Here is a 26328-nt window from a genome sequence, read left to right on the forward strand (position 1 = left end):
CAACCAGAACGGAATGGAGAGAATGAAAACCAAAAAGAAAAAGATCCAAGGAGTATGATTTGAGAATTTATTATTTATGTCCATAATCGATCGAATTAAACAGGCTCATGGTAATCATCGTAAAGACTTGACGTTCCAAGTCATCGCGGGAATATTCATTTTGATGGCTAAGATAGTACTTCGAAGTGCTCTCCAGCGTACCGATAATACTGACCGCAGCCAAATTCGAGTCAAGATCACGGAGATAATTTTCATCGCACTTTCCTTCTTCTAGGATCTTTGCCAAGAAGTTGAGATGCTCCTGTCTGAGCAGTTTTAATTCACTCAGAACGTCTTCCTCAAATCCGTTGGAAGTATCATTGAAAACAACATGTGACAAATGACGGGATTCCAGAAACAAATCAAGATGGTGACGAATCGTTTGCTGAATTTTATCCTTAAGCGGGATGAAAGACTGTAGGTCAGCCTCAATCCGCCGAATAAAGTCCTCAAAAGTACTCTTGACAACCGTTTTAAACAATTGGGATTTCCCTGGAAAATTGTAGTATAAAGTGCCTTTGGCTACCTGCGCACGCAGGGCAATTTCATCCATGCTTGCAAGGTGATATTCATTCTCAGAAAACACCTCAATGGCAGCTTTAATAATTCTATCTTTACTCAAATAGGATCTACCTTTCACTGTAAATTAGGAAAATTGAAATCATAAAACAAACTGACTTGCAAGTCTAAAAATCAGGTTAGCATTCCAGGAAAAATAAGTCAAGCGATATTATTTTCATTTGGTTTCGCTTTGGGAATCGCTGTACAGATAACCAGAATAGCAGTTAATAACATACTAAAGCCTAATTTCTCGGTGTTATAAACGAGAAATTAGGCTTTATATATTTGGGTTTTCTTAACGTTGTATATTCACTTCTTCCTGACACTACCACAATAAGCAATGTCCAGATTTGGCCTTTGTTTTTCCTAACGATACTTACGATCCTTAGTTCATTCAATGTTTGAAGCAGCCATTGAATACTTAATCATTTTGTTGTGCTGTTCTATCCGTCTTCGCCGATCATTTGCAGCTCAATTTGTTTCATTTCATAGAAATATCCCTTTTGCTCCATCAGCTCTGAATATGTGCCCGCTTCAACGACTCTGCCTTGGTCCATGACCACAATCCGGTCCATCTCTTCCAAGCCGGTCAGCCGATGGCAAATCAGAAGAAGCGTATCGTTAACCGCTTGCGCCAGTAGATGCCGAAAAACACGCTGCTCCGTAACGTAATCCAGTGAAGACGTCGGTTCGTCCAGAAGCCATAACCGTCCTTCTCGGAGCATCGCCCGAGCCAAGGCTAAGCGCTGCTTCTCTCCATCCGACAAGTTCTCCCCTTTTTCATATACCATATCGTCCAGGGACTTATTCGGCAGCTGTACTTTATCCAGTATAGCCGACAACGCTTCGTCGGAATGGTGTTCCTCATTCAACAGCAGGTTGTCCCGAATGGTACCCCGAAAGAAATGACTGTGCTGCAGTACTACCTTTGAGGCTTGCCAAATGCTCGCTTCATCCAGTTCCTTAATCGAAGTATCATTTAAACGAATCTGGCCGTCTGTCGGTGCGCGCAGCTTGAGCAGCAATTCGATGAGGGTTGTTTTCCCTGATCCACTGGGCCCCACAATAGCGGTTTTAGACCCCGGTGGAAGAGAGAGGGAAATGTGCTTCAGCGCTGGGCGCCACTCATCTTCATATTGAAATGAAACACCGCTTAGCTCAATGGAAACGGCTTTCTCGATAGGGAGGACGCCGCATGGCTGCGGCGGCTGCTTATCTGCGGCATGAACCGTTTCCGCAAGCCGAGCTGCCGCATGTTCACTATCCAGCTTATAAGCAGGCAATGTGGCCATTGGTGCAGCTTCTTCAAACACCGTCTGCGAAGCCATGACCAGCATGGCAAGAAATACGCCAGCAAGCGAGCCATCCATAACCAAATAGGCGCCAAGCATCAGTACGCCCCACGAAATCAGATACGTTACAAAAACATGCAGTGATTGCCCGCGCAGCAAATGCCGAGCTGCCGCTTGCTGTTCCGCTGCCAATGCGACGGAGGTACGCTGCAGCTGCTGCTCGCGCTTTTTCATTTGCCCGTATACTTTCAAATCGCGGAAACCGTAAAGCAATTCGGTCACTTCTGTGGAAAGCGCCGCTCGCTCTTGGCGAACGCGGCCATATATCCTTCTCTGCCCAAGAAGAACAAGTGCGGGAACCACAAAAGCCGTTGCCAGCATCCCCAGCACAAACAAACAGGCAATCCAGAATGAAAAGGCGGAAGTAAACAAAACCGTAGCCAGAAAGACCATGACAACAATGACAGGCGGATAGGCGACATGCAGAAAGTAATGCTGTAAGCTCTCTACATCCCCGACGATCCGTGCGAGCAGTTCCCCGCTCCGCTTTTTGCCCAATATCCCTGGCGTCAAGGGAACAAGCTTGGCAAAAAAGGATGTACGCAAACGGCTGAGCAGAGAGAATGTCGCCCGATGGGAATACAAGCGTTCCGCGTAGCGGCTTGCCGCCCGCAGCAGACCAAGTATTTTTACCAGGGACGTCAGCACAATCAAGGTATAGAGCGGTGGGGCAAATACAGTCTGGGAGATCAGATACCCGCTTGCGGCGAAGAGGCATACACCTGCGATGCCGGCAACGAATCCTCCGATGATGGCGATGGCAATATCCTTCCGTTCCTGAATCATCGCCTTGGTTAAAATAGCCAGCTCATTCATGCGAGTCCCCCTTTCCGCTGGGCATCCACCATTTCAGCATATTGGGGCAGACGCGCTAGAAGCTCATCATGGCACCCGCTGTCCAGCAGCGCTCCGTTGTCCATAAACAATATCCGGTCGGCATGCCGTATCGTGTACAAGCGGTGCGCCACGGTAATCATGGTCGCCTTGCTTGCAAGCTTGGCAATGGACCGCTGTAAGACGCGTTCGGTTTGCAAGTCCAATCCGACGGTGGGTTCATCAAACAAAATAACGGCGGGCTGCTTCAAAAAAGCACGTGCCAGCGCCAGCCTCTGCTTCTCGCCGCCCGACAATCCCCGGCCCCCTTCACCGACAAAGGTGTCATAGCCCTGCTCCAACTCAGCTGCAACCGCGGCTAGTCCGGCGGCCTCCGCTGCCTGCACGACTTCGTCCCTGGAGGCGTCCCTGCCCGCACCAATTGCAATATTGTCGGCAAACGTGCCGGCAAAAATATACGGATGCTGGGTAATGTAGCTAACATGATCAAACCAGTGAGCCTCATCGTATTGCGCAAGCGGACGTCCGTTCACCAGCACTTCTCCCGACGTCGGCGCAAGCAGCCCGGCAATCACATGCAGCAAGGTGGTTTTGCCGGATCCGCTTTTACCGACAATGGCGATTTGCTCCCCTGGTCCAAACGACATGGAGCCGGCTGCAAGCTCGAACGAATCCGGCGCATACCGAAACCGGACATCCCTCAGTTCGATGGATGGCGGCATCCGAATCAAACCCAAATCGGCTGTCTCAGGCTTATCCGCCGTATCCATCTGATCGCCCCTGTTTGTTCTGTCCTTTGTCCCGGCGCCCTCTTGCCCGTCTGCCACTGCTCCTGCTTCCCTTGTTTCCGTAAGCATCTCCTCTACTTTTCGGACAGCCCCCATGCTGGTACGACCGCTGTGAAAAGCAGTTCCCGTGTTTTTTAGCAGGCTATAAAACTCGGGCACCAGCAGCAGGATCAAAAAGGCAGTGTGGAAGGAAAGCGATTTGAAAACTAGCAGCTGCAGCGCCAGCTCAAGCGCGACAACGCCAATGCTAAGCATAACGATGGATTCCAGCATGAAGGTGTTGGTAAACGCAATCCGTAAAATGCCCATCGTTGCATCCCGATAGCCCAGGCTGCTGCGTTCAATTTCCTGTTGCTGATGATCCGTCCGACCAAACAGCTTGAGCGAAACCAGCCCTTGAAGAGAGTCGAGAAACGTACCGGAAAACTCGGCCAGCTGTGCGAATTTCTCCTCCGATTTGTTCTTTGTTTTCAGCCCCACAAGCACCATAAAAATCGGGATAAAGGGGGCGGTAGCCAGCATAATCAAGCCGGAATTCATATGCTCAGTAAAAACAATGACCAGAATCAGGACGGGAATGATGGCGGCTTCTATCATACGCGGTATATATTGGCTGAAATAACTGTCCGCCTCATCCACGGCATCCAGCGCCACACTGACCTTTCCGCCCGTTTGTCCACGAAGCGTTGAGGCTACGGAAGCATGGGCCAGCTTACGCAGCACCGCTGCTCGCATCTCCGTCTTGGCGCTTGCAGCCATGTGCAAGCCAATGATCCCGTTTCCATAAGACAGCAGCGTCCGCGCAGCCATCACAGCCAGCAATGAGCCGAGTATGACAACAACCGAGGAAAAGGAAGCCCGCTGCACAAAAATCCTCTGGACCGCTTCGGCGAGCAGCGCGGCCTGGCCTATCATGGCTGCACCGAGCGCAAGCGACATGAACCCCAAGAGAATAATACGTTTCCTTTGTGCGGACATTTGCTGAGACAGCAGACTGGTTTTCCCCTTCAAGTAACTCCCCTCCTTTATACCAAAGTGCTGCAAGGTACTCCTAAATGAAGTGATACCCACGCACGATTATTATTTTTTGCCTTTTACATAATCCGCATCAAACAGGAATAGCCTGAAGACCAGTATAAGGGACGGAATCAGCAGGCATAGGCCGCCGATAAAGGCTGCCACAAGCGCAGCGCCCATCGACTCATGCGTGGCTCCACTTTGAATGGTAATGTACGGGTCCAGAATATAAGGATATTGCCCGATACCGTATGCAAAAAATGCACAGAAAAATTGCAGCATGACACAAATAAAAGCGAGTCCGTAGCGGCGTCCTTTGTACAGCAGCCATATGGCTATCATGAAAAAACCAACGGAAAGCGCCAGCAGCCACCATAAATCCATCATGTTTTGAAAATGCCGCTCATTATGTTGACTGAGGAAAATAAATGCCGTGAGCGCGGCAATAATGGTTGGCGTACTCCAGAACAGGGCATATGTCCGCACCAGCTTTAGTGCTGGCTGATCGTCCGCACGGGAGGCGTAGAAGGTTAGGAATGACCCGCTTATAAACAGTACCGATACGATGGCCAATGCAACGATGCTCCACGACAACGGACTCGTCATTAGCGTCCAATATTCCAGAGAAACAGCGCCGCCTTTATCCACAATAAAGCCGCCTTCGGAAAGCGTTAATGCTACCGACAAGGAAGCCGGAATGAGCAAACCTGTGGCCCCATATAAAAACAGATACACGATGTTTTCTTTGGAGCCGTAATTTTCAAACGCGTAAAAGGAGCCGCGGATCGCCAGCAAAATAATGGCGATGCTTCCCGGTATAAGCAGCGCAGAGCCATAATAATAGGCCGTGTCCGGGAAAAAACCGACGATGCCGATAAAGAAAAAGACAAAAAACACATTGGTAATCTCCCAGACTGGCGATAAATAACGGGATATCAATCGATTGATTAGGTGGTCCTGCTTCGTCAGACGGGCATAGAAGGCAAAAAAACCGGCGCCGTAATCAATGGAAGCTATAATTAAATAGCCGTATAAAAACAACCAAAGAACGGAGATGCCTATCAACTCGTAATTAATCATACCGGCTCACCCTTTCCCGTGGATTGATCGCGTTTTTCTTTCACGAACTCGTCCAGCTCGGCTTCTGCCGGTTTGTTACGGAACAAACGTCTCAGGACAAAGACACACATGGTCCCAAGAACAATATACAGTAGCAGGAAGAGGAAAAAGAGAATCCTCACATTCGGTGAAGTCGTAGCCGCCTCCTCTACGCGCATATATCCGCGGATAATCCACGGCTGCCGCCCGAGCTCCGCATAGAACCAGCCCATTTCAACGCCCAAAAATGCGAGAGGTGCACTAAAAACAATGGCCCGAAGCAGCCACTTGTTGAGCTCATTGCGTCTCTTCCAGAGCAAAAACAGGAAATACAGGGCCGCAACGGCCAACATAACAAAACCGATCCCGGCCATGAAATCAAACAAATAATGGACAAGCAGCGGCGGCCTTTCATCAAGCGGAAACTCCTCCAGCCCCTTTACCTCGGCATCAAAGTCCCCAAAGGCCAGGAAGCTGAGCGCTTTCGGAATATGGATGGCTCCCATTACCTTCTGCTCCGCATTAAGCCAGCCCAGTAATATCAAATCCGCACCGCTTTCCGTTTCAAAATGCCATTCTGCAGCGGCCAGCTTCTCCGGTTGATGCTCCGCCAAAAACTTGGCCGACATATCCCCGGCTAAGGTTGTGAGCAAGCTGAACACCAGAACAACCGCCATCATGAGCTTCAATGCTTTCTTGTAATATGCCGAGGCCCCTTTTCTCAGAATAACGTAGGCTGCGATTCCTGCCAGCAGGGCAGCTCCCGTTAAATAGGCCGAGGTTAGTACATGGAATACTTTTGAAGGCGTTGCGGTATTCAGCATCGCTTGCAGCGGATTAACCGCCGTAAAGTGGCCTGCCTCCATGACGAAGCCTCCAGGCTGATTCATGAATCCGTTCACCGTCGTTATAAAAATAGCGGACATGCCTGCCCCGGCGACAATCGGAATCGTCAGCAGCCAATGGATATACGGGTTACGGAATCGATCCCATGTGTACATATAAATCCCCAGGAAAATGGCTTCAAAAAAGAATGCAAAAACCTCCATAAACAACGGGAGTGCAATGACATTCCCCGCCACTTGCATAAAGTTCGGCCAAACAAGCGCGAGCAGCAAGGAGATCGCCGTTCCAGTCACCACGCCAACCGCCACCGAAATCACGAATCCTCGCGTCCATCTTCTGGCCATGAGCATGTAATGGGGATCCTTCTTACGTATACCAACAAATTCGGCAATGGCAATCATTAACGGAACACCGACGCCAACCGTGGCAAAAATGACATGAAACGCCAAGGTTAGCCCTGTCAGCCATTTGCTCCACAGCACCGTATCTATAACCACGAGATACTGCCTCCTTTCAAACTCTGTTCATTCGTTGATCGGGATTGACCCTAACTATACTTACCCGATAATTAAACGTTATTATAACGAAGCCATGTCTCAAATGAATCACGAAAGCCTCTCGTTCAAAAAACAATCGTATCTTTCCGACAACTCGGTGAAAAACAAGAAAATCACTCCATCGAGTCATTGATCTATTAACCGATGTATGGTATTTGAAGCTGCATGCTTATCTACTCATACATTCGATAAAAAGAAAAAGTCCCCGTCAATACGGGGACTAGGCACTCTTCTCTGAATGAAACAACTGACTATTCTGCAGGTATGACCGTAGATTCTCTCACGATAAGTTCAGGATCAATCCGAACATTGCCCCCACGTTTCATCGTACCATCCATACGCTTCAGCAGCATTTCCGCTGCGGCAAGCCCAATCCGGTCAGTAGGCTGCCGGACCGTTGTCAAATGAGGGCGCAGCTTGGATGAGATATACTGATCGTCATAGCCGACTATGGCTACCTGTTCTGGAACCTGGATGCCTTCTTCCAGAAGAGCGTTCATGACCCCGAGCGCGATGTTGTCATCGCCTGCGAATACGGCAGAAGGAAGTCGCCCTTCCTGCAGCCATTTGCGGCAGATATCATAACCAAAGTCGATTTCGAAATCGCCCGTAATCATTTCAAACGGCGTCAGGCTCTTTTCCTTAAGTGCCTGCAGAAAGCCGCTCCGGCGTTCCCTCGTACTGCGGAACATATCCTGCCCACTTAAATGCGCAATGGACGTATGGCCGAGATCGAGCAGGTGCTTCGTTGCGGTATAACCGCCTTTGTAGTTGTCTATAGTGACGGAAAAAGCGTCATTATCCGGCTTCTGGTTATCAATCAGGACATAAGGGATATTGCGCCGTTTCAATTCCACGATATAGTTGTCTTCTTCCATTGGCGAAAGCAGAATCAGTCCGTCCACTCGGTCTTCCTGAATCAGATAATGGGCTTCGTCAGAGCCTATGCCCGTAGAGACCGAAATGGCCAGGAAATAACCGTGAAGTGCCAGCACTTCATTCAACTCCTTGACCACAGCGTCGAAGAAGGAGTCCTGAAGGGTGGTCACGATCAATCCGACAATCCCTGTCTTACCGCGGGCTAAACTCCGAGCGGCAGCATTAGGACGGTAATCAAGCTCCTTGATGGCTTCCAGAACCTTTTGTCTGTTTTTCTCTCGAACAGATTCGGCACCGTTTAAGACACGTGAAACCGTTACGACGGACAGGCCTGATTTTTTTGCTACGTCAAATATACTAACCTTCATTGTTTATACTCCTTGCGGCGGATTTTCCGTACGTTTACATTGGCTTAACACTAGTATACATGGACGGAGGCCTGGCCGCGAAGCTAAATTAACAGATGCACCGCCCTTTCGGGGCGGTACCATAGTCTGCATTAACGTTTGATAATTTCCATGACTTTTTTCTGAATCGTTGGCATCACTTCTTCAACAGTCTTGTGTCCGGTATCGATCGGCTGCATTTCGTTGATGAACATGTCGTTGATTTGCGAGTAGTTGGTGATCAGGTGATTATAGGATTCAAAGCCGTATTTCACAGCGCCTTCATAAACCTTCTTCACATCTTCCGGATCGATGCCCTCAAAATGCTTGTAATAAGCTTCGGCTGCCTTCGTATTGACAGGAGGATTGCCGCCGCTCAGGTCAATGGATTTTTCCTGAACTTCTTCGCTGACCAGATATTTGATCCATTCAAAAGCTTCCTTCGGATGCTTGGAACCTTTCAGAATAAAGAGTGGATCGACGAACAGCACGCTGCGGATCTTGTCGTTGCCGCCGGCAGGAACTGCAGCCACGCCGACCTCGAACGGAAAGTCATTGGAACCTGCAAGGCTCCAGGAGCCGCTGACGGTCATGCCAACCTTGCCGGTTACGAACGCATCGCCATTTTGCCCCGCTACGCTCTTACTCCATTCCGTCGTCGGGGAAACCTTATCTTTCAAAATCAGGTCAAACAGTTTGTTGTAGGTTGCCATCACTTCAGGAGAATCAAAATGAGTCTCCGAAGGCACGCCGCCATTGGTCCAGGTATCCTGGGAGTAGGGCTCAACGCCGAAATACAGCGGGCGCATATCGCGTTCGGACCATGTGAAGTCGACGCCATACTGTGTTTTAGCGATATCGTCGGATACATGCGTCATTTTCTTGGCTTCTTCAACCATTTTGTCAAACGTCCAGCTCTTGTCCTCGTAATCGCTTGGAGGATAAGAAACATTGGCAGCATCAAACATGTCTTTGTTATAGAGCATGAGGGTCACATACATATTGACCGGAATCCCGTATACATGGTCTTTGATGGTATAGATGTCCATGAGGTCATCCGGGATGCTGTAATCGGATGCTTTAAATCCGTCTTCCTCTATAATGTCGTTCATGTCAAGCAGCATATCTTTGTTGAAATATTCCGCAAAGCCGCCGTAGCCATAGTGGCTTGTCACGTCAGGCGATTTGCCGCCAGCGATCAGCGTTTGCAGCTTGCTATCAAACTGCTCGTAAGGAGCCTTTTCTATTCGGACCTTGATGTTAGGGTGCTTGGCTTCAAAGTCCGGAACCAGCTTTTCAATAAAAGTCCGGTCTTCCGAATCCATCGTGTAATGCGTGATGGTTACTTTCTCGCCTGAAGAACTTCCGCTGTCGCCTTTGCCTTCGGGAGCCACTTCTCCCGCTGATTTGCCACCGGTGCAGCCGGACAATGCCAATACGACGAGCATGCTGAACGCAAGCAGAAGTGCATAGGTCTTTTTAATCCTTCTTTTTTTCATGAACTACAGTCCCCCATATACTCAAGTTTGTTTGCCGCCGCTGCGGCGGGGTCTTTACTTGATGCCTGTAAGTACAATTCCTTCAACAAATCGTTTCTGGGCTATCGCAAATAAGGTGACAATCGGCAGCATGGCGAGCACGGAGGCAACCATGAGCAGGTGCCACGGCGGAATGCGAAACCGTGACGAGGTGAAGGAAGACATACCGACCGGAAGCGTAAATTTATCCGATGAGCTTAAGTAGAGCACGGGTGTCAGCAGGTCGTTCCAGCTGTAAATGAAAGCAAAGATGGCAACGGTTGCAAGTGCCGGACCAGACAGAGGCAAAGCAATCTGCCACCACATCCGCAGCTCGCTGCAACCGTCCATGCGTCCTGCGTCAAACAACTCATCCGGCAGCGTGGAAAAGAACTGGCGCAGCAAAAAGATGTTGTATGCCGAGCCGAAAAATGCAGGTACGATCAGCGGCAAGAATGTATCGATCCAGTTCAGCTTGGAAAAAAGAATGAACTGCGGGATCATAATCGCTGGATAAGGAAGCATCATGGTGCTGAGCATCAGCATAAACCACAGGTTGCTGCCCTTGCCCCGGTATCTGGCGAAGCCGTAGGCTGCGAGCGCCGATGACAACAGAGTGCCGACCACGGTCAAAGTGCCGATAATGAGACTGTTCATGTACATTTGGCCGAAGTTTAGCGTTTCAAAAATTTCCTTGTAGTTGCTCCACTGCCAGGAATCCGGCAAAAAGGTCGGAGGAAACTTCAGGAGTTCCTTCTTCGATTTCAGCGAGGTCGAAACCATGAAAAACAAAGGCAGGAGCATGAGAAAGGTAGTGACCACTAAGGCAATAAAGCTGGCAATGCTCACGACATCGATTTTGCGCCGGCGTTTATTCGTAGAAGGTGAAGCCGAAGGACTGGCTGTCGGAATGGTTCTCATTTGCGTCCGCCTCCTTCATAGTGAACATAACGGTTCGAGAATTTCATAATAAGTGCTGTAAACAGCATGACAACGATCAGCAGAACCCACGCGAGAGCGGATGAGTATCCAGCCCGGTATTCTTTGAAGGCGCTGGTGTACAGGTTGTAAACATAGAACCATGTCGAGTAGTTAGGACCGCCTTGGGTCATGACGTACGCTTGCGTAAATACCTGGAAGGAGTCAATGACACCCATAATCAGTTGGAACAACAGCACCGGTGATATCATGGGGAGCGTCACATTCAGAAAAATCCGGAAGCGTCCCGCACCGTCAAGCTTGGCGGCTTCCACAAGACTTGCAGGCACGCTCATGAGTCCTGCGAGGAACAGAATCATCCCTGAACCTACTGTCCAGAAAGACATAATCATCAGAGCGTAAAGCGCATAATCCGGACTCATAAGCCAGGACGGGCCACTGATGCCGAACCAGGACAAAACGTAATTGAACAGACCAATCGATGGATTGAAAATCCAGTACCACAGCAGTGACATCGCCACGCCGGATACCATGCTCGGAAAATACATGGCGGTCCGGAAAAATCCGCGGAACGGTATTTTCGTATTGAGCAGGAGTGCAAATCCGAGTGCCAGCAATAGTTGGATCGGTACGCTTATAAACGTATACCGCACCGTTACCACAACGGATTTCCAAAACAGATCATCTTGAAACATTTCGGTGTAGTTCGCCAGGCCGACATATTTCGGTGGGTGGATAATGTCATAGTCCGTGAAACTGTAATAAAGGGATGACAGAATCGGATACAAGGCAAACACCAGGAAACCGATAAGCCATGGAGCGATGAAGAGGTACATGTATAACGTCTGTCGCCGGCTTTCGCGATGGGTCACGGAAACACCAACCTTTCTTTTTTTGAAAATTATAACGCTTTAACTTTCAATATAAGGTTTCCCATATTTCCAGGGTTTCGCAGGATGATGTATGTATAAAAGTTAAAGTGCTTTAATTTTTATATCCGGTCTGATGACATTATCATAGAGGATGATTTCTCAATTTTCAACTGTTTTTTTGGAAAAATGAAAGCGCTGCATTGATCCCCGCTGCTGAAACCATTTGGCGGGAAGTCTGCCAAAGGCTGATGTAGAACGGTTTACAGCCGATATCCAGACTCTGAAACATCATGAAATTTTTGGCTGAGAAAATGCTTGAGGGAAGGTAATAGCCACCCTACAAGATCCAATTTAAACATGGAAGGACGCATTTTGCTTTGCTATCATTTGTTCAGGGTATACTTCCTTCTGATGCTATATTTAATGTATTTGCAAAACACAAAAGGAACCATTTAAAAAACCTTCCAATGATCGAATAACGATCATTGGAAGGTTTTCGTTTCCCGAAGCCCACTGCCCTGTATCTATTTACTTCCGAACGACAGTATAGCCTTTATCCTTAAGCAGCTTCACAATGCCATGCTCACCCAGATAATGGGCTGACCCTACCACAATGAAATACTCTTCGTTTTTGCCGTTTTTCAAATATCCGTCGATTTTGTCTGCCATGCCGATGTTGCGGTCGATCAGCATCGCTTTGTTATATTCCTCGTCACCCGATATGCTGTTTGTAAACTCGAGCAGCTGCTCGTCATTGCCCGTTTTCCACATTTCGGCCATCTGGTTCACGCTCTCATCCAGCACGTCAAAGTTATCGAGGGCGGTATTGAGGTTTTTCTCCTGCAGCTCTTTGGAGAAGTTATCAAACATGCCCAGCTGGGATTCATAAGTTTCCAATTCCAAGATCGGCACTTTGCTTCAATAGCCTTCTGGATGAAATACAGGTCGATTCCAGCTGATGCGTCGTACCCGGCTTTCACGGATTTCAGACTACTGATTGTGGTTTCGGCAACCCAAGGCTTGAATGCATCGAGTGCATTCGGCTGCATGCCGCTTTGCTTCAGAATTTCGCCAAGCTTGGCATAGGTCTCACTGGATACATGGTCTTTCAAGGTTGTCCCATCCTGATACATTCCCAGATCCATGATCAGTTTCTGCTGCTCCTCATCAGCCGCTTTGCTGATATCAATCTCGACACCAAGATAGTCTGCCTCCGCAAATGCTTCTTCAAACTCCGGTCGTAGCGGGTAGAAGCTGTCATCCGCGATATGCATGGAGCCTACGAGGTACACTGTATTCCCGTTGCTCTCCACTTCCCACATGAAGCCGCGGCCACCCGCTTGTGCGGTTTCTGTTTCCTTGGAAACCAGCAGAACGGCGCGAGTTTTCGAATCCCAGCTAACCTTATACCCCGCAGCGTCCCCAACAACTCAAATTGGCGCATAGGTTACGCCATTGATTTGTTTCAGTTTGCCTTTTAGGGTAATGGTTTTGCCATCCACAACGACATGGATCGTGTCATTTGCTGTACCCTTCAGTTTCACGTCCAGAGCCTGAAGCGTTGTTCTGAGCGGAACAAGCGTTGTGCCCTTATCTATAATCGGTGTGCCAAGCGAATATTGAACAACTTGGTTATCCACTTTTACTGCCGGCTGCTGTGGAGCAGCTATGGCAGGCACTGCCGAAGCGAGCAAACCAACCGAAATCGAGAGGGAAAGGAATATTTTTTTCCAGTTTTTCATTTATGTAATCTCCTTTATTTTCGTGTAACTTTATTTTCGTATAATCATGAAAATTTCATCTTGTAATTCTTGTACCAAAGAATAACTGCCAGTGCGCTTCATTCATAATTAATGATGGTTCGCCATACCGATGGCCGGTATGGCGCCCACTAGTCTTCTACTTTTTTCTCCAGCAGCCCACAACTATTTGTGCTGCCTATGCTTACATCTTATAAGCCTTCATTGCTTTTCTAAGCTCCTTAAATGTAGGGCGCTTGCCGTACATCAGGACACCGGTGCGATAGATTTTCGCAGCCAGCCAACCGAACACGAGGATGGATACGATCAGGATCGCCAGCGAGAGCAGGATCTCCCAGAATGGGATACTACCAAGGCCGATACGAACCAGAATCGTGGTTGGCGAGATGAACGGAATGTAGGTGGATACCTTCATCAGCATCGAATTTGGAGCGTTTAAGCTAAAGATGGCGATATAGAATGCCACCAGGGACAGCATCGTAATCGGCATGACCGCCTGCCCCAAATCCTCGGTACGGCTGACAATCGAACCGATAGCCGCGTAGAGCATCGCATACAAGAAATAGCCAAGGATGTAGAAGATTAAACCGAACACCAGCAGCATCGGGTCTATGGCTGTCAGGTCGAGATTCATGTCCTTCAATGTATCTATATTGTGCGGCAGTATCAAGTTCACAACAACTACAACTCCAAATGCCGCGATCTGGGACAGTCCCAGCAGGAACATGCCGATAACCTTACCAAACATTTGGCTCAGCGGAGATACGCTTGTAATCAAAATCTCCATAATGCGGGAACTCTTCTCTGTTGTTACTTCAGATGCGATCATGTTACCTGTCCCCATCAAAGTGAAGAAGAAGAGAATAATCAGTGCATACACAACAATGTAGTTAATAACCTCGGAAGCCCCTTCCTTCTCTCCGGAAGCTCCGCCAGCGTTACCTGTTTCTGTAGGATCGATACTCCTAGCGTCGATTTGAACCGGTTGATTCAGTTCATTAATTTGCGCATCGGACAAATCAAGTCCGTCTACAATGCTGCGCGTCTTCGCCACTTGCAGAGCTGCTTGCAGATTGGATTGCAGTTCCGGACTCATCGCCTCATCTTCAGAGCTGTAGACCACGGTCGGGAACGTATTGCCTTCTTGCGCTTCGAATTTCAGATAACCTTCGATTACGCCATCCTTAATGTCCTTATTCAGAGCAGCTTCATCAGCCGTATCGTATTTGACGAATTCATAGGAGGTTGACGGCAGGTTACTCCAGGTAGTCTCCAGTTGCTCAGCGAGCGTCTGCTCCTGTCCGTATACCAGGCCGATGCGGGTGGTTTCTTCGGATCCTGCCTTATCTCCCGTAAACAATTGGATCAGAAAAGGAAGATTGATCCCGATCGTAATAATGAGTGCAAATATCAAAGTTGAAACGAGAAAGGACTTTGTTCTTATTTTATTCATGAACGTAAATCGGATAACGGTCCACATATTATTCATTGGATTCACCTACCGCCTTTATGAAGATTTGATTGAGTGTCGGCTCCTTCACTTCAAACCGATGGATCGTGCTTTGCGACATGGCTGTATTCAAAATACTTTGCGCTGCATCAACCTGGCTGATCCGGATGGAGTAGCCGTCTTCTGTTCGCTCCACAGCCGTTACGCCTGGCAGGGCTTCAAGACCCCGGACTTCACCGGACGTACCGAGCAACACCTCTTCACGAGGATACTTGGATTTGATATCCTTCAGATTTCCCTTCACTACCGTATTGGAGCGATGCAGAATGGTAATGTTCTTACATAACTCCTCGACATGTTCCATCCGGTGGGTGGAGAACAGAATGCTTGTGCCCTTATCGCGAAGTTCTTTTACCGTTGATTTCAGAAGTTCGACGTTCACCGGATCCAGCCCGCTGAAGGCTTCGTCCAGAATCAGAATTTGCGGGTCATGAACAACCGCTGCGATAAAGCCCATTTTTTGCTGGTTACCTTTGGACAGTTCCTCAATCTTCTTATCGTAATAGTCAGGTACTTCAAACCGTTCCAGCCAATATTTCAGACTCTTATCCGCGTCTTTCGCGGACATGCCCCGCAGCTGCGCCAAGTAGGAAATCTGCTCGCTGACTTTCACTTTCGGGTATAACCCGCGCTCCTCCGGCAAGTAACCCATAATGTGGCGCAGTTCCTTGTTGTACGGCTTTCCGTTGTACAGGATCGTTCCGTCATCCGGGTAGATCAGCCCGAGCACCATCCGCATGGTGGTTGTTTTGCCGGCGCCGTTCGCACCCAGCAGTCCGTAGATTTCACCCTCCTCAACCTGAAGCGAAATCCGGTTTACTGCCGTTTTGTCCGCATAAATCTTAACTACATTGTCTAATTGCAATCGTTGCATCTCTTTAAAACCCCTCTCTATCCTAGTTCTGCACATTGGCAGGAATGTTTCCATCAATCCATAATCGAAGCACTTCATCCAGTTCCAAGGAACGGGTCTGAATAAACGGTATGCCTGCAGACTGCAGGATCTTCTCCACTTCCAAGCATTCCGTCGTTATAAAAGAAATCGTAGTCGCTGTCTCTTGTTTGAAACTCAGAATACCCGGCAGCTCTTCGACAATGGAGGCATCCCCTTGGATCCAGCACTCCTTCCAGTTATCCAGCAGCGAATCCTTCTCCACCATGCCGAGCATCTTCCCGTGATGGATGAGAACGACATAGTCCGCCAGGCGCCGGATTTCATCCACCACATGGGTGGAGAGCACGATCGTTGTGTCCATGGACTTCATCACTTTGTGCAGCTGATCAATCATCAGCTTCCAAGCGAAAGGATCAAGACCGGAAGAAGGTTCATCCAGCAGCAAAAACTTAGGTCTTGGCGCAAGTGCAGCTCCAATCTCGAATTTGCGTCGTTCCCCTTTGGACATCTTGCGAAGTTTGACGCCCCGCGGGACATCGAACCGGGATAGCAGCTCATCAAAAAAATAACCGTCCCAAGTGTCATACCAGGATGCGCGAAAGCTTGCCGCTTCATCCACCGTCATATTCTGTTCCTCTACGCTCAGCTGTTCAGGTACGAATCCCATTTGTTTACGGATGGAGACGGGAAGCTCTCCCCGGTAAGACTCGCCGAACCAAGTGATCTCCCCTTCGTCCGGAAACACAGTCTGCATCATCATGTTCAGCAAGGTGCTTTTTCCCGAGCCATTAGGCCCCACCAGAGCAACAATATATCCTTGAGGGATCGATAATTGTATCGGACCGATGGTTTTCGTTTTCCGTCGTTTAATGACATTACGAAACTCAATAACATGCGGTTCCATGGAATGTTAGCTACCTCCTTTTGCGTCATATTTTTCTCGGACAACTTCCATGAACATCTCTTTCATCTCATCTTCATTGAATTGAACGGCAAGCCCTTTATCTACAGCAATCCTTAATGCCTCTATAACCGCATCGCGTTTATATTGTTCTCGGGCCTGGTCGCCGACACCAGCAACAAAAGTTCCCGTACCTTGTCTCGTTCGCAGCAACCCTTCATTCTCAAGATCCTGATACACCCTGCGCACCGTAATAACGCTACACTTCAAATTCCCAGCAAATTCCCTAATGGATGGCAATAGCGTTCCCTCCTCGATCTGACCGCTAATAATGAGCGAGCGCAGCTGTGTTTCAATCTGGTGATATAAAGGCTCTGCGCTATTTTCATTGATCTGTATCAGAAGTCGCACCTTTTATCACCTCGCATTTCATTTGTACATAAACCCGTGCCATTGCTATGCCATACGGATTCAACTTCATATCCTTCATGATAAATCCCGGGTCTGCTGCCGAATGTAAGTTAATTTGCTCATAAGCATCATAGACGCCAATCCCGCAATCAACGAGCCCCACATCACCGGGGATAACAGTCCCCATTTCATGGCGGCGTCCGCTACGAATTCGAAAATGCTGTATCCCAGAAGGCTTAGTACGGCGACCGATCCGGCAATGAGCGGATTCAGAAGAACGGTGTTCCTGAGATACACCTTGCCGCTGCACATGTTTTCCCAGTAAATATAAGGCCCCGTTAATAAAAATCCGACACCGAGCCAAGTCAGCACAAAAGCGATATATTCGGGAATAGCCATCGCACTTCTTATGTGATTCCCCATTGCGTAGATGAATCCATAAAACACGATACTATTAATGGCAAAAGCGATCAGGCTATTTATGATCCGACTAACAAAAATCGCGGAAGCCGGCACCGGTAAACTCCGGTAAAAGTACAGCATTCGGGTGTATGAATCCTCGTTCAAATATTTGAAGGACCTCCTGTTAAATACAAATCCTACAAAAGGAGCAAAAAGCACCATGATAAAATCGACAAATGGGTTGTTGTATTCCTCTAGATGCTCAAACTGAACGTTTATGACGAAACTCGTGGAAAGCCCCATGTACAGCATGAACAGTATCGTCCATATGAGTTGGAACTTATCGCTTGCGAAGTCTTTCTTCACGATCTTCATCGCATTATGGAAAACCTGTTGCAATGCGTCTCATCCTTTCATTCCTTCATATATTCATTTCGTTTTATCATCGCAGTCTAAGTTTCACTGTGCTTAGTGTGATTACTGTGCTCACTGTGTATATCTTTATACACAGTATATAGTGTGTATATAAACAGTGTCAATAGAATTTGTAAAAAAATGCCCCGCAGAGGTTTTCCTGCCGGGTGTCACCCTCCCCTGCTGCGGCTCATTCAACAGCTTCCCTGCACAAGGGGAGTGTAGCCGTGGAGGAGACCTGGCGTTCCGCCTTTGAAACCGGGAAACAACCACCTCGTCTCATCCAGTTTCCTGGTTTCAACAGCGACCGGAGCGGGTACACTCCCCCCGACCCCCATCACAGTACACCCGACGGAGAGAATTACCAGGTGTTCACTCCCCTGCTGCGGCTCACTCAACAGCTTCCCGCACAAGGGGAGGGTAGCCGTGGAGGAGACCTGGCGTTCGCCTTTGAAACCGGTAAACAACCGCCTCATCTCATCCCAGTTTCCTGGTTTCAACAGCGACCGGAGCGGGTACACTCCCCTCCACTTCCCTCACAGTACACCCGACGGAGAGAATTACCAGGTGTTCACTCTCCTGCTGCGGCTCATTCAAGAGCTTCCCTGCACAAGGGGAGGGTAGCCGTGGAGGAGACCTGGCGTTCGCCTTTGAAACCGGGAAACATCCACCTAATCTCATCCAGTTTCCTGGTTTCAACAGCGACCGGAGCGGGTACACTCCCTCCACTTCCCTCACAGTACACCCGACGGAGAGAATTACCAGGTGTTCACTCCCCTGCTGCGGCTCATTCAAGAGCTTCCCTGCACAAGGGGAGTGTAGCCGTGGAGGAGACCTGGCGTTCGCCTTTGAAACCGGGAAACTACCACCTCATCTATTCCCAGTTTCCTGGTTTCAACAGCGACCGGAGCGGTTACACTCCCCCTCCTCTGCCCTCACCATCCTTGAATAAGCCGCCCTGCCCAATTAAAAAAACACCCGCCAGATCTCTCTGACGGGTGTTCTCCCACGCTTACATTCCAAATATCACTTTCCATACAGGCTGGGTATGCCCGCCTGGATATAACAGGTACAGCAAGGTATACACGGCTACACCGGTAATGGCGGTAAAGAACCAGATGATCGACGTAACTCTGCCCCACTTGCGATGCTTGGAATACTTCTCCTTGAAGCCGAGAGTCAATGTCGTGATTCCGAAGACCGCTGCTACGGTAGCCAGTACGATGTGGAAGACCAGGAATACCTGATAATACGGTTGCAGATTATCGGGACCACCCCATGACGTGTTGCCGATGAATACAGTGCGCGAGGAATAGATGATAAAGAAGATGACAGCCGCGACGGCCGCCCAGATCATCACTTTCTTGTGGGCTTCGCGCTTCCCCTTAATAATAAGACCCCAGCCAATCGCTACCAGCACGGCGCTGATGACAATAAACGTTGTACTGACCGTGGGAAATATAAAAAACCAATCCATATGGATCCCCCTTCAATAATCCTGTTACGCCTGATTGAGCTTGCCGGGAGGAATCTCGCCAGGCAAAGGATCGTCTTCCTGATTTTCTCGTTTGTACCAATGAAAGAACACATAGGCCAGCATCGAGGCAAAAATAATCTCTTGGAAAAACTTCATGATGATCCCGCCCACTCGCTGGTCAATCGAGGGCTCCAGATAACCGAAGAACTCCGGTCCACCAAATTTACTGAGCAATGCGGAGGTATCACCAGCTACACAGTATCCCATCGCCTTTGCCCATACCACCGGATCGCTATAAGTTGCGTACATCGGCTCGCTCGAGAAAATAATGAGCGCACATGCCGGTGTCAGCAAGACCATATTGAGAAAGATATACCCCATTTTCAAAAGCCCTGAGGACTTGTCCTTCTCCGGGATCGGGTTAATAATGGCCCACCACATCAGCAGTGAGGCGATAAACAGGATTGAATAGTACAAACGGTGCACCCAGAAATTCAACATAACAAAATCATGGATAACCGGGATGTGATAAAAAGAAAACAAGCCGTTAAACAGAACCGCGGCAACAATCGGACGTGCAAGGAAACCGAGCTTCTTAAACGGATTGACCTTATCGAAGGCACGCCACATCCAAACAGGAATACCCAGAATCAAGAGCGGCATCGCCATTAAATAGGACATTGCCATACTGACCATGTGAAACGAGAACATCGTATGCCCCAGCAGTTCAATGGGTCCACCCTGTGCAAGATAGAACGTAAGCATACCGCCTACAAACAGTGTTTTCCTTCCTGTGGAAACCGGAGCACTCCCTTCGAATCGACTGCTCAGCGGCCCGGTCAACAGGAAGTAACCTGCTGTTACGAGCAGCATAAATGCCAGGAACAAGGGACTCCATTTATCTGCAAAACTAAAATATTCTAAGCCCAGCATGCAAAAACCTCCCCATAACGGGTTAAATTCTGTCCAAATTGTGACACCTTCCTACGATTTAAAAAAAGAGGGGGCTGAAGTAGCCCACCTCTTTTTCATTTTACCACCAAACCCAGAACAGTGCCATGACAATACAGGTACTAGCTACGAAGAAGCCGCCAATCATAAACAGGATTGGCATCAGATGCCCTTTGTCCTTCAAGTGCATCCAGTAACCCATTTGCACGAACACCTGCAACACAGCCATAACCAGCAAAATGATGATCGTAAATGCTGTGTTGATGCCACCGGCTGCGACAGCCGCAAAAGCAATCGCAGTCAGGACAATGGAGAAAATAAAGACAACAATGTGTTTCTCAGGGCCTTCCACACGATGGCGGTGTTTAACTGTAGGCCCCTCATTAGATTGTTGATTCGCAGTCATTCCTTAGCCCACCTTTCCAAGAAGGTATACGACCGAGAAGATGAACACCCATACAACGTCGATAAAGTGCCAGTACATGGCAGAAACATATACCTTAGGTGCTGTAACCACGGTTAACCCTTTTCTGTACAGCTGAGCGATCAACAGGCTGATCCACACAACCCCGAAAGCAACGTGGGCACCGTGGAAGCCAACCAGCGTGTAGAATGCAGACGAGAATGCACTCGTCTTCATGTTAAACGATTCATGCACAACATATTCATAGAACTCATAAATCTCAAGGCCAAGGAACCCGAGACCCAGAACAACGGTTACGATCAGCCACAACTTCAGCTTCTCGATATTGTGACGGTGGAGCGCCTGAATGGCGAACACACTGGTCAAGGAACTGACAAGCAATATCAGCGTGGCTGCTGCCGTAATTGGCAGAGAGAACAGCTCGGCTGCGGTTGGGCCTTCGTTGTTCTGGCCGCGAAGCGCCAGGAACGTTGCAAACAACGTACCGAAGAGCACGGCCTCTCCACCGAGGAAGAGCCAGAAACCAAGAACCTTATTACGGCCTTCGAGTGTTGCCTTCTCCGGCTCGTGAGGAAGTTCGCCGTTTACATGTTCAGCGTGACTCATGCTTTCCCCTCCCCTTCCAGTTCTTCAACTTCGATGTGGTATCCATGATCATCGTACAGGGAACGAGTAATCATTGCCGCGAACGTAATCAGAAGACCAACAATCAGAACGATATATTTATTGAAGATTAAGCTCATGAACGAATTCGAGAAGTCCTCCGTGCTAAACATGAAACCTAGACCCGCGATAAACAGACCCAGTGACATCACAAACGGAAGGATACTTGGCGAAGGCATGTGGATCGGACCAACCGGTTCGGATGGTGTCATCTCTTTATTGCCTGCCATCTTCTCTTTCCAATAAGCGTCAATGCCGCGAACAAGCGGAATTTGCTTAAAGTTGTACTCTGGCGGCGGAGAAGGAATACTCCACTCGAGCGTACGGCCATCTTCCCATGGATCGTTCGGAGCACCAACCGGTTTTCTCGAAGTGACAACAACGTTTGCCAGGAAAGCCAAAACGCCGATACCCATTAAGATTGCGCCGATGGTACTTATAAAGTTAAGTTCGTCAAAATTCTGGTTCGGCAAGTATGAGACAATCCGCCGCTGCATACCTAGCAGTCCAAGGAAATGCTGTACGAAGAATGTCATATGGAAGCCGATGGCAAACAACCAGAACGTCCATTTGCCAAGTGTTTCGTTCAGTACGCGACCGAACATTTTTGGCCACCAGTAGTGCAGTCCTGCGAACAGACCGAATACCAGACCACCAACGATAACGTAGTGGAAGTGAGCTACAACGAAGTACGTATCATGGAACTGGAAGTCTGCAGGAGCAGATGCCAGCATGACACCGGTAACCCCACCCATTACGAACGTCGGTACGAAACCGATCGCGAACAGGTTTGCACTGGTAAAGCGGATTTGACCGCCCCACATCGTAAAGAGCCAGTTAAAGATTTTGATACCGGTAGGAACAGCGATCAACATCGTTGCGATAGAGAAGAGCGCGTTCGCTACAGGTCCAAGACCTGTCGTAAACATATGGTGAGCCCAAACCATGAAGCCCAAGAAGGCAATCAGGATGGTTGCAAATACCATGGAGCTGTATCCGAACAAACGTTTACGGGAGAATGTAGGGATAACTTCTGAGATAATACCGAATGCCGGCAAAATCAGGATGTAAACTTCAGGGTGACCGAAAATCCAGAAAATATGCTGCCACAACACGGGGCTACCGCCAGCTGCAACATCAAAGAAATTGGCACCAAGCAAACGGTCAAAGCTGAGCAATACGAGACCTACAGTAACTGCAGGGAATGCGAACAGAATCATGGCCGATGTGATGAACGCCGTCCATGTAAACATTGGCATTCTCATGAAGGACATTCCAGGGGCCCGCATCGTAATGATAGTGGCCAGGAAGTTGATACCACCGATCAACGTACCGAGACCCGCTATCTGAAGACCTATCGTATAGAAGTCTACACCATGTGTAGATGAATAGTCCGTTGTGGATAGCGGCGTATAGGATGTCCAGCCCGCGTCAGGCGCTCCGCCCATAATCCAGCTAAGGTTAAGCAAAATTCCACCGAACAAAAATGTCCAAAATCCAAGCGAGTTCAAAAATGGAAATGCGACGTCACGTGCACCGATCTGAAGCGGAATGACCGCATTCATCACGGCAAAGATTACTGGCATTACGCCAAGGAAAATCATTGTCGTTCCGTGCATGGTAATCAATTCGTTAAATACTTGAGCCGATACCAGATCGTTCATCGGCTTGATCAGCTGCAAGCGAATCAGAATCGCTTCAATACCGCCAATCCCGAAGAATAAGCCGCCCGCTATCAGGTATAATATACCGATTTTCTTGTGGTCAACGGTTGTTAGCCAATCCATTATCCCCGTGTAGCGTTTGACGCTATGGCTAGAAGCATGAGCGTGAGCCAAGGTTTGTACCCCCTTTTAAAGTTCTTGCTGTATTAATAATCCAACTTATAATTGGCCAAGTAATCGGCGATCTGCTCGATTTCTTCGTCACTGAAGCCGAGATCCTTCGGATTAGGCATCGTGTTGCCAGGTTTTACAGCCTGAGGCTCCATCAGCCATTCCACCAAGTTGTCTTTCGTCGGCTTTGTGCCTGGTTTGCCGCTTATGTCGTTCAGCAAGATACTCGCTATCGTCTCACGTGATCCAATGCCGGTCAGGTTAGGTCCCATTGCCCCGCCTTGGTCGCCCACAGCGTGGCAAGAAAGGCAGTTGGTTTTGAATTTCTCGGCGAGTGCCGCATCCGCAGGAAGCACAGCAGGATCTTTAAATGCCGCTACCCATTTGTCAAATGCTGCATCATCAACCGCTTTCACCCGGAATTCCATGAAACCGTGAGAAGGACCGCACAACTCTGCGCATTTACCAATGTATGTATCCGCTTTGTCAGCAACCAGAGTCATGTAGTTAACGCTGCCTTCTGTGTTTGTATCCATCTTGCCTCCGAGCGATGGTACCCAGAAGGAGTGAAGCACATCATTCGTTTTTAATTGGAAAGCAATTTTCTTGCCTACAGGAACAACCAGCTCTTGAGCGGTTCTTACGCCGTAGTCCGGATAATTGAACTCCCACCAGAATTGGTGAGAAGTAACTTCCACCTTAACTGCATCTGGATTGTTCCAGTCGTTCTCTCCATAAGCAAATACCTTTTGAATAGTAGGAACTGCAAGCACAAGTACCAAGAGCAGCGGAATCGCTGTCCAAATAATCTCAAGCTTATGGTTACCTTCTACTTGCTCAGGAATTTCATCTTGTCCCTTTTTTCTACGGAATTTAACAAGCACGTATGCGGCAATTCCAAATACCACAACCATTACGACGATCATAATCGAAATGGAGAGCTTAATTAAATCCAGTTGACCTTGTGCTACCGGACCTTGTGGTCTTAAGACCGACAAATCCTCTCGGCCGCAGCCGGATAACACCAAAGCAAACATGGCCATCAAAGGAAGAAGACGCTTTACAGCCTGCCACCGTTTCATCATTGATCTACCCCACTTTTCCGATTTTCGTAGACTACCATCCGGCGCAAACAGCGGTAATCTACCTGCACAATCACGGATGAAGTAATCCTGTCAATTAAAGCAATCACTTATTAAATATAAGTTCATGGGTTGCTTTTGTCAATCATTCACAGGGAGTTCACAAATTGTTCGAAAAGTCGTCAAAGTCGCGCCGTTATTGATTTTGCAATCGCTTTCAAACGGTATCTCCCACCCGACGACCTATCATTCGACATCCTCTGCAACCCGTCAGCGACAGCCTTCATAGCTATATATACAGTCATTTTAGCCTTTTTGAATCTGTATGCAGCCACACCCCGTTCATCTGAGCCCCATGATAAAAGAGGTGTTCTTCGCAAGTCTAGGCAACATCGCGAAGAATACCTTCTATTATTATGGTATATTTTTCGCGATCTTAATCCGTCAGAATAACAGCACCTTCACGGGTAACCGCAATGGTATGCTCATACTGTACGCCTACCAATCCATCCGCACTGGATATGGTCCAGCCGTCATCCCCCCAGAATACGGCACCCGAAGGTCCTAGGGTGAACACCGGTTCGATGGTAATCACCATTCCTTGTTTGAGTTTCAGTCCCCTTCCCGGAATTCCATAGTTCGGCACATCGGGCGGCTCGTGAATGGCCCGGCCAATGCCATGACCGACAAGCGATTTGACAATCCCGTAACCTTCCCTTTCGGCAACCTGCTCGATCGCATAGCCCACGTCACCCAAGGTTGCCCCATGCCGTACCGCCTCGATTCCTTTAAACAGCGCTTCATGCGTATGTTTCATCAGCTGCTTTACTTCTGGGGAAACCTTATCTACCGCATAGGTCCAGCCGGAGTCCGCCAGCCATCCGTTCTTGTTCACCACCATATCTATGGTCGCAACATCCCCCGCTTTCAACGGCCGCTGGTCGGGAAATCCATGACACACCACATCGTTTACGGATGCACAAGTTGCGTATGGAAATCCTTTATAGCCTTTTTGCTCGGGAAAGGCTCCGTTCTTCTCCAGAAATTTCTCGACCTTGGCATCGATCTCGCTCGTTGTGATCCCCGGTTTAATGACTTTCGCTATTTCACGGTGACACGCAGCCAATATACGTCCCGCCTCGCGGATATGCCCGATCTCTTCCTTCCGTCTCAGCTGTATCCTCACATCTGTCCACTCCCTTATATCCTAATCGGATCGATTGCTAACAATATATGTAGGGACAGTTGCAAAATGCCCCCAAGAAAATGGACTTTCTGAGGAAGTATGAGCCTGTTGACTATACGGGAACTGACAAACGCAAAAAAACCGCTTTCGGGACATTGATCCCAAAAACGGTTTAACCATAGACTCTAAATGGTTCATATCATTAGTCATTAACAAGGTGAAGATGCGATGCGTGTCGGTGATATTTCTATAGACCAGGTGCTATTACAGGTTACGAAACGGAGGAATTCAGCTTGCCAAGTTCATGCTCAACAACAAGAGTAAGCTCTTCTTCATAGCCCCCCATAATATGGTACTTCCGGACATACTCCTTTACAAATTTTTTCGGATCTTTAGGCCGGAAAATTCGTGTCATTTCCCGCAGACTTTCCTTAACCTCATTGTGACCTTTCGTTGCCATGATGGATCCCTCCTAAAACGTGTGGAATAAAATTACTCCGTTTAAAGAGAATGCCGAAAAGATCTACCTCATTAAGTTGAAGCCATATTGCAGTTCTTACGGTGATGATTAGGTTGATATTCAGCAACTTACCAATGCACCTGACACTATACATACCCTAACAGCATGCAAATGAATCATTAATATATTATATCATATTCTTCTGTTTGTTTCATCTTTCCCAAAAAATGTTTTTTTGTCCTATGTTTTAAGGCCATTCTTTGTGTCCGGAA

Annotated in this window: 23 protein-coding genes and 1 pseudogene; 1 reads left to right on the forward strand and 23 read right to left on the reverse strand. The window is 48.4% G+C overall.

All coding sequences use genetic code 11. From position 1 onward, the window contains the following. Nucleotides 1-70: 70 nt before the first annotated feature. From ABEW73_RS25130 to ABEW73_RS25200, 15 genes and pseudogenes are all read right to left on the reverse strand, one after another. A complete protein-coding gene (locus tag ABEW73_RS25130) occupies nucleotides 71-661 on the reverse strand; it encodes a TetR/AcrR family transcriptional regulator (RefSeq protein ID WP_430173028.1) in 591 nt (196 codons plus the stop codon). Between the two features lie 382 nt (nucleotides 662-1043). Further along, nucleotides 1044-2768 carry a thiol reductant ABC exporter subunit CydC gene (cydC, locus tag ABEW73_RS25135; protein ID WP_430173026.1) on the reverse strand — a complete coding sequence of 575 codons (1725 nt, stop codon included), beginning with the start codon at nucleotides 2766-2768 and terminating at the stop codon, nucleotides 1044-1046. Beyond that, entirely contained in the window at nucleotides 2765-4585 is a 1821-nt protein-coding gene (gene cydD, locus ABEW73_RS25140; protein ID WP_430173024.1) for a thiol reductant ABC exporter subunit CydD, read from the reverse strand. The genes cydC and cydD overlap by 4 nt, the downstream gene beginning before the upstream one ends. A gap of 69 nt (nucleotides 4586-4654) precedes the next feature. Continuing rightward, entirely contained in the window at nucleotides 4655-5671 is a 1017-nt protein-coding gene (locus tag ABEW73_RS25145; protein WP_430173022.1) for a cytochrome d ubiquinol oxidase subunit II, read from the reverse strand. Continuing rightward, nucleotides 5668-7032, reverse strand: coding sequence for a cytochrome ubiquinol oxidase subunit I (locus tag ABEW73_RS25150; protein WP_430173021.1), 1365 nt, complete (start codon nucleotides 7030-7032; stop codon nucleotides 5668-5670). The genes ABEW73_RS25145 and ABEW73_RS25150 overlap by 4 nt, the downstream gene beginning before the upstream one ends. A gap of 311 nt (nucleotides 7033-7343) precedes the next feature. After that, nucleotides 7344-8339: a LacI family DNA-binding transcriptional regulator gene (locus tag ABEW73_RS25155; RefSeq protein ID WP_430173019.1), complete on the reverse strand. Its 996-nt coding sequence runs from the start codon at nucleotides 8337-8339 to the stop codon at nucleotides 7344-7346. Between the two features lie 131 nt (nucleotides 8340-8470). Continuing rightward, nucleotides 8471-9856, reverse strand: a complete 1386-nt coding sequence (locus ABEW73_RS25160) for an ABC transporter substrate-binding protein (RefSeq protein WP_430173017.1) — start codon at nucleotides 9854-9856, stop codon at nucleotides 8471-8473. Nucleotides 9857-9910: 54 nt separating this feature from the next. Continuing rightward, nucleotides 9911-10795 carry a carbohydrate ABC transporter permease gene (locus ABEW73_RS25165; protein WP_430173015.1) on the reverse strand — a complete coding sequence of 295 codons (885 nt, stop codon included), beginning with the start codon at nucleotides 10793-10795 and terminating at the stop codon, nucleotides 9911-9913. Further along, entirely contained in the window at nucleotides 10792-11649 is an 858-nt protein-coding gene (locus ABEW73_RS25170; protein ID WP_076326042.1) for a carbohydrate ABC transporter permease, read from the reverse strand. The genes ABEW73_RS25165 and ABEW73_RS25170 overlap by 4 nt, the downstream gene beginning before the upstream one ends. A 564-nt stretch (nucleotides 11650-12213) precedes the next feature. After that, nucleotides 12214-13427 (reverse strand): annotated as a pseudogene (locus tag ABEW73_RS25175) (TraB/GumN family protein). Nucleotides 13428-13629: 202 nt separating this feature from the next. Then, nucleotides 13630-14934 carry an ABC transporter permease gene (locus ABEW73_RS25180; protein ID WP_430173014.1) on the reverse strand — a complete coding sequence of 435 codons (1305 nt, stop codon included), beginning with the start codon at nucleotides 14932-14934 and terminating at the stop codon, nucleotides 13630-13632. Then, on the reverse strand, nucleotides 14927-15829 hold the full coding sequence (locus tag ABEW73_RS25185) for an ABC transporter ATP-binding protein (protein ID WP_430173012.1): 903 nt from the start codon (nucleotides 15827-15829) through the stop codon (nucleotides 14927-14929). Before ABEW73_RS25185 ends, ABEW73_RS25180 begins: the two co-directional genes overlap by 8 nt. Nucleotides 15830-15851: 22 nt before the next feature. Continuing rightward, complete coding sequence (locus ABEW73_RS25190) at nucleotides 15852-16754, reverse strand: ABC transporter ATP-binding protein (RefSeq protein WP_430173011.1); 903 nt, start codon at nucleotides 16752-16754, stop codon at nucleotides 15852-15854. A 6-nt stretch (nucleotides 16755-16760) separates the two neighbouring features. After that, nucleotides 16761-17162, reverse strand: a complete 402-nt coding sequence (locus ABEW73_RS25195) for a GntR family transcriptional regulator (RefSeq protein ID WP_430173009.1) — start codon at nucleotides 17160-17162, stop codon at nucleotides 16761-16763. Nucleotides 17163-17237: 75 nt separating this feature from the next. Further along, the gene (locus tag ABEW73_RS25200; protein WP_430173008.1) at nucleotides 17238-17963 is read right to left on the reverse strand and encodes a hypothetical protein; all 726 of its coding nucleotides are present in this window, start codon (nucleotides 17961-17963) and stop codon (nucleotides 17238-17240) included. Between the two features lie 441 nt (nucleotides 17964-18404). Here ABEW73_RS25200 and ABEW73_RS25205 point away from each other — a divergent pair, with 441 nt between their 5' ends. Further along, nucleotides 18405-18602 carry a hypothetical protein gene (locus ABEW73_RS25205; protein WP_430173006.1) on the forward strand — a complete coding sequence of 66 codons (198 nt, stop codon included), beginning with the start codon at nucleotides 18405-18407 and terminating at the stop codon, nucleotides 18600-18602. Between the two features lie 388 nt (nucleotides 18603-18990). On the opposite strand, the gene ABEW73_RS25210 is transcribed toward ABEW73_RS25205, so the two are convergent. From ABEW73_RS25210 to ABEW73_RS25245, 8 genes are all read right to left on the reverse strand, one after another. Continuing rightward, nucleotides 18991-19455 carry a DUF420 domain-containing protein gene (locus tag ABEW73_RS25210; protein WP_430173004.1) on the reverse strand — a complete coding sequence of 155 codons (465 nt, stop codon included), beginning with the start codon at nucleotides 19453-19455 and terminating at the stop codon, nucleotides 18991-18993. A gap of 24 nt (nucleotides 19456-19479) precedes the next feature. Next, nucleotides 19480-20388 carry a cytochrome c oxidase assembly factor CtaG gene (gene ctaG / locus ABEW73_RS25215; protein ID WP_430173002.1) on the reverse strand — a complete coding sequence of 303 codons (909 nt, stop codon included), beginning with the start codon at nucleotides 20386-20388 and terminating at the stop codon, nucleotides 19480-19482. 100 nt (nucleotides 20389-20488) lie between these two features. After that, nucleotides 20489-20812 (reverse strand): cytochrome C oxidase subunit IV family protein, encoded by a 324-nt coding sequence (locus tag ABEW73_RS25220; protein WP_071222061.1) that lies wholly within the window; start codon nucleotides 20810-20812, stop codon nucleotides 20489-20491. A gap of 3 nt (nucleotides 20813-20815) precedes the next feature. Further along, a complete protein-coding gene (locus tag ABEW73_RS25225; protein WP_009590523.1) occupies nucleotides 20816-21436 on the reverse strand; it encodes a cytochrome (ubi)quinol oxidase subunit III in 621 nt (206 codons plus the stop codon). Then, on the reverse strand, nucleotides 21433-23280 hold the full coding sequence (gene ctaD / locus ABEW73_RS25230) for a cytochrome c oxidase subunit I (RefSeq protein WP_430173257.1): 1848 nt from the start codon (nucleotides 23278-23280) through the stop codon (nucleotides 21433-21435). The genes ABEW73_RS25225 and ctaD overlap by 4 nt, the downstream gene beginning before the upstream one ends. A gap of 83 nt (nucleotides 23281-23363) precedes the next feature. After that, nucleotides 23364-24413: a cytochrome c oxidase subunit II gene (coxB, locus tag ABEW73_RS25235; protein WP_430173001.1), complete on the reverse strand. Its 1050-nt coding sequence runs from the start codon at nucleotides 24411-24413 to the stop codon at nucleotides 23364-23366. Between the two features lie 433 nt (nucleotides 24414-24846). Continuing rightward, nucleotides 24847-25596, reverse strand: coding sequence for a type I methionyl aminopeptidase (gene map, locus ABEW73_RS25240; protein WP_430172999.1), 750 nt, complete (start codon nucleotides 25594-25596; stop codon nucleotides 24847-24849). 271 nt (nucleotides 25597-25867) lie between these two features. Further along, nucleotides 25868-26056, reverse strand: a complete 189-nt coding sequence (locus tag ABEW73_RS25245) for a hypothetical protein (RefSeq protein ID WP_006208082.1) — start codon at nucleotides 26054-26056, stop codon at nucleotides 25868-25870. Nucleotides 26057-26328 lie beyond the last annotated feature (272 nt).

Origin of the sequence: Paenibacillus lautus (assembly GCF_050482385.1) — a bacterium.
In the GTDB taxonomy this organism is placed as follows: Bacteria; Bacillota; Bacilli; order Paenibacillales; family Paenibacillaceae; genus Paenibacillus_AQ; species Paenibacillus_AQ lautus_B.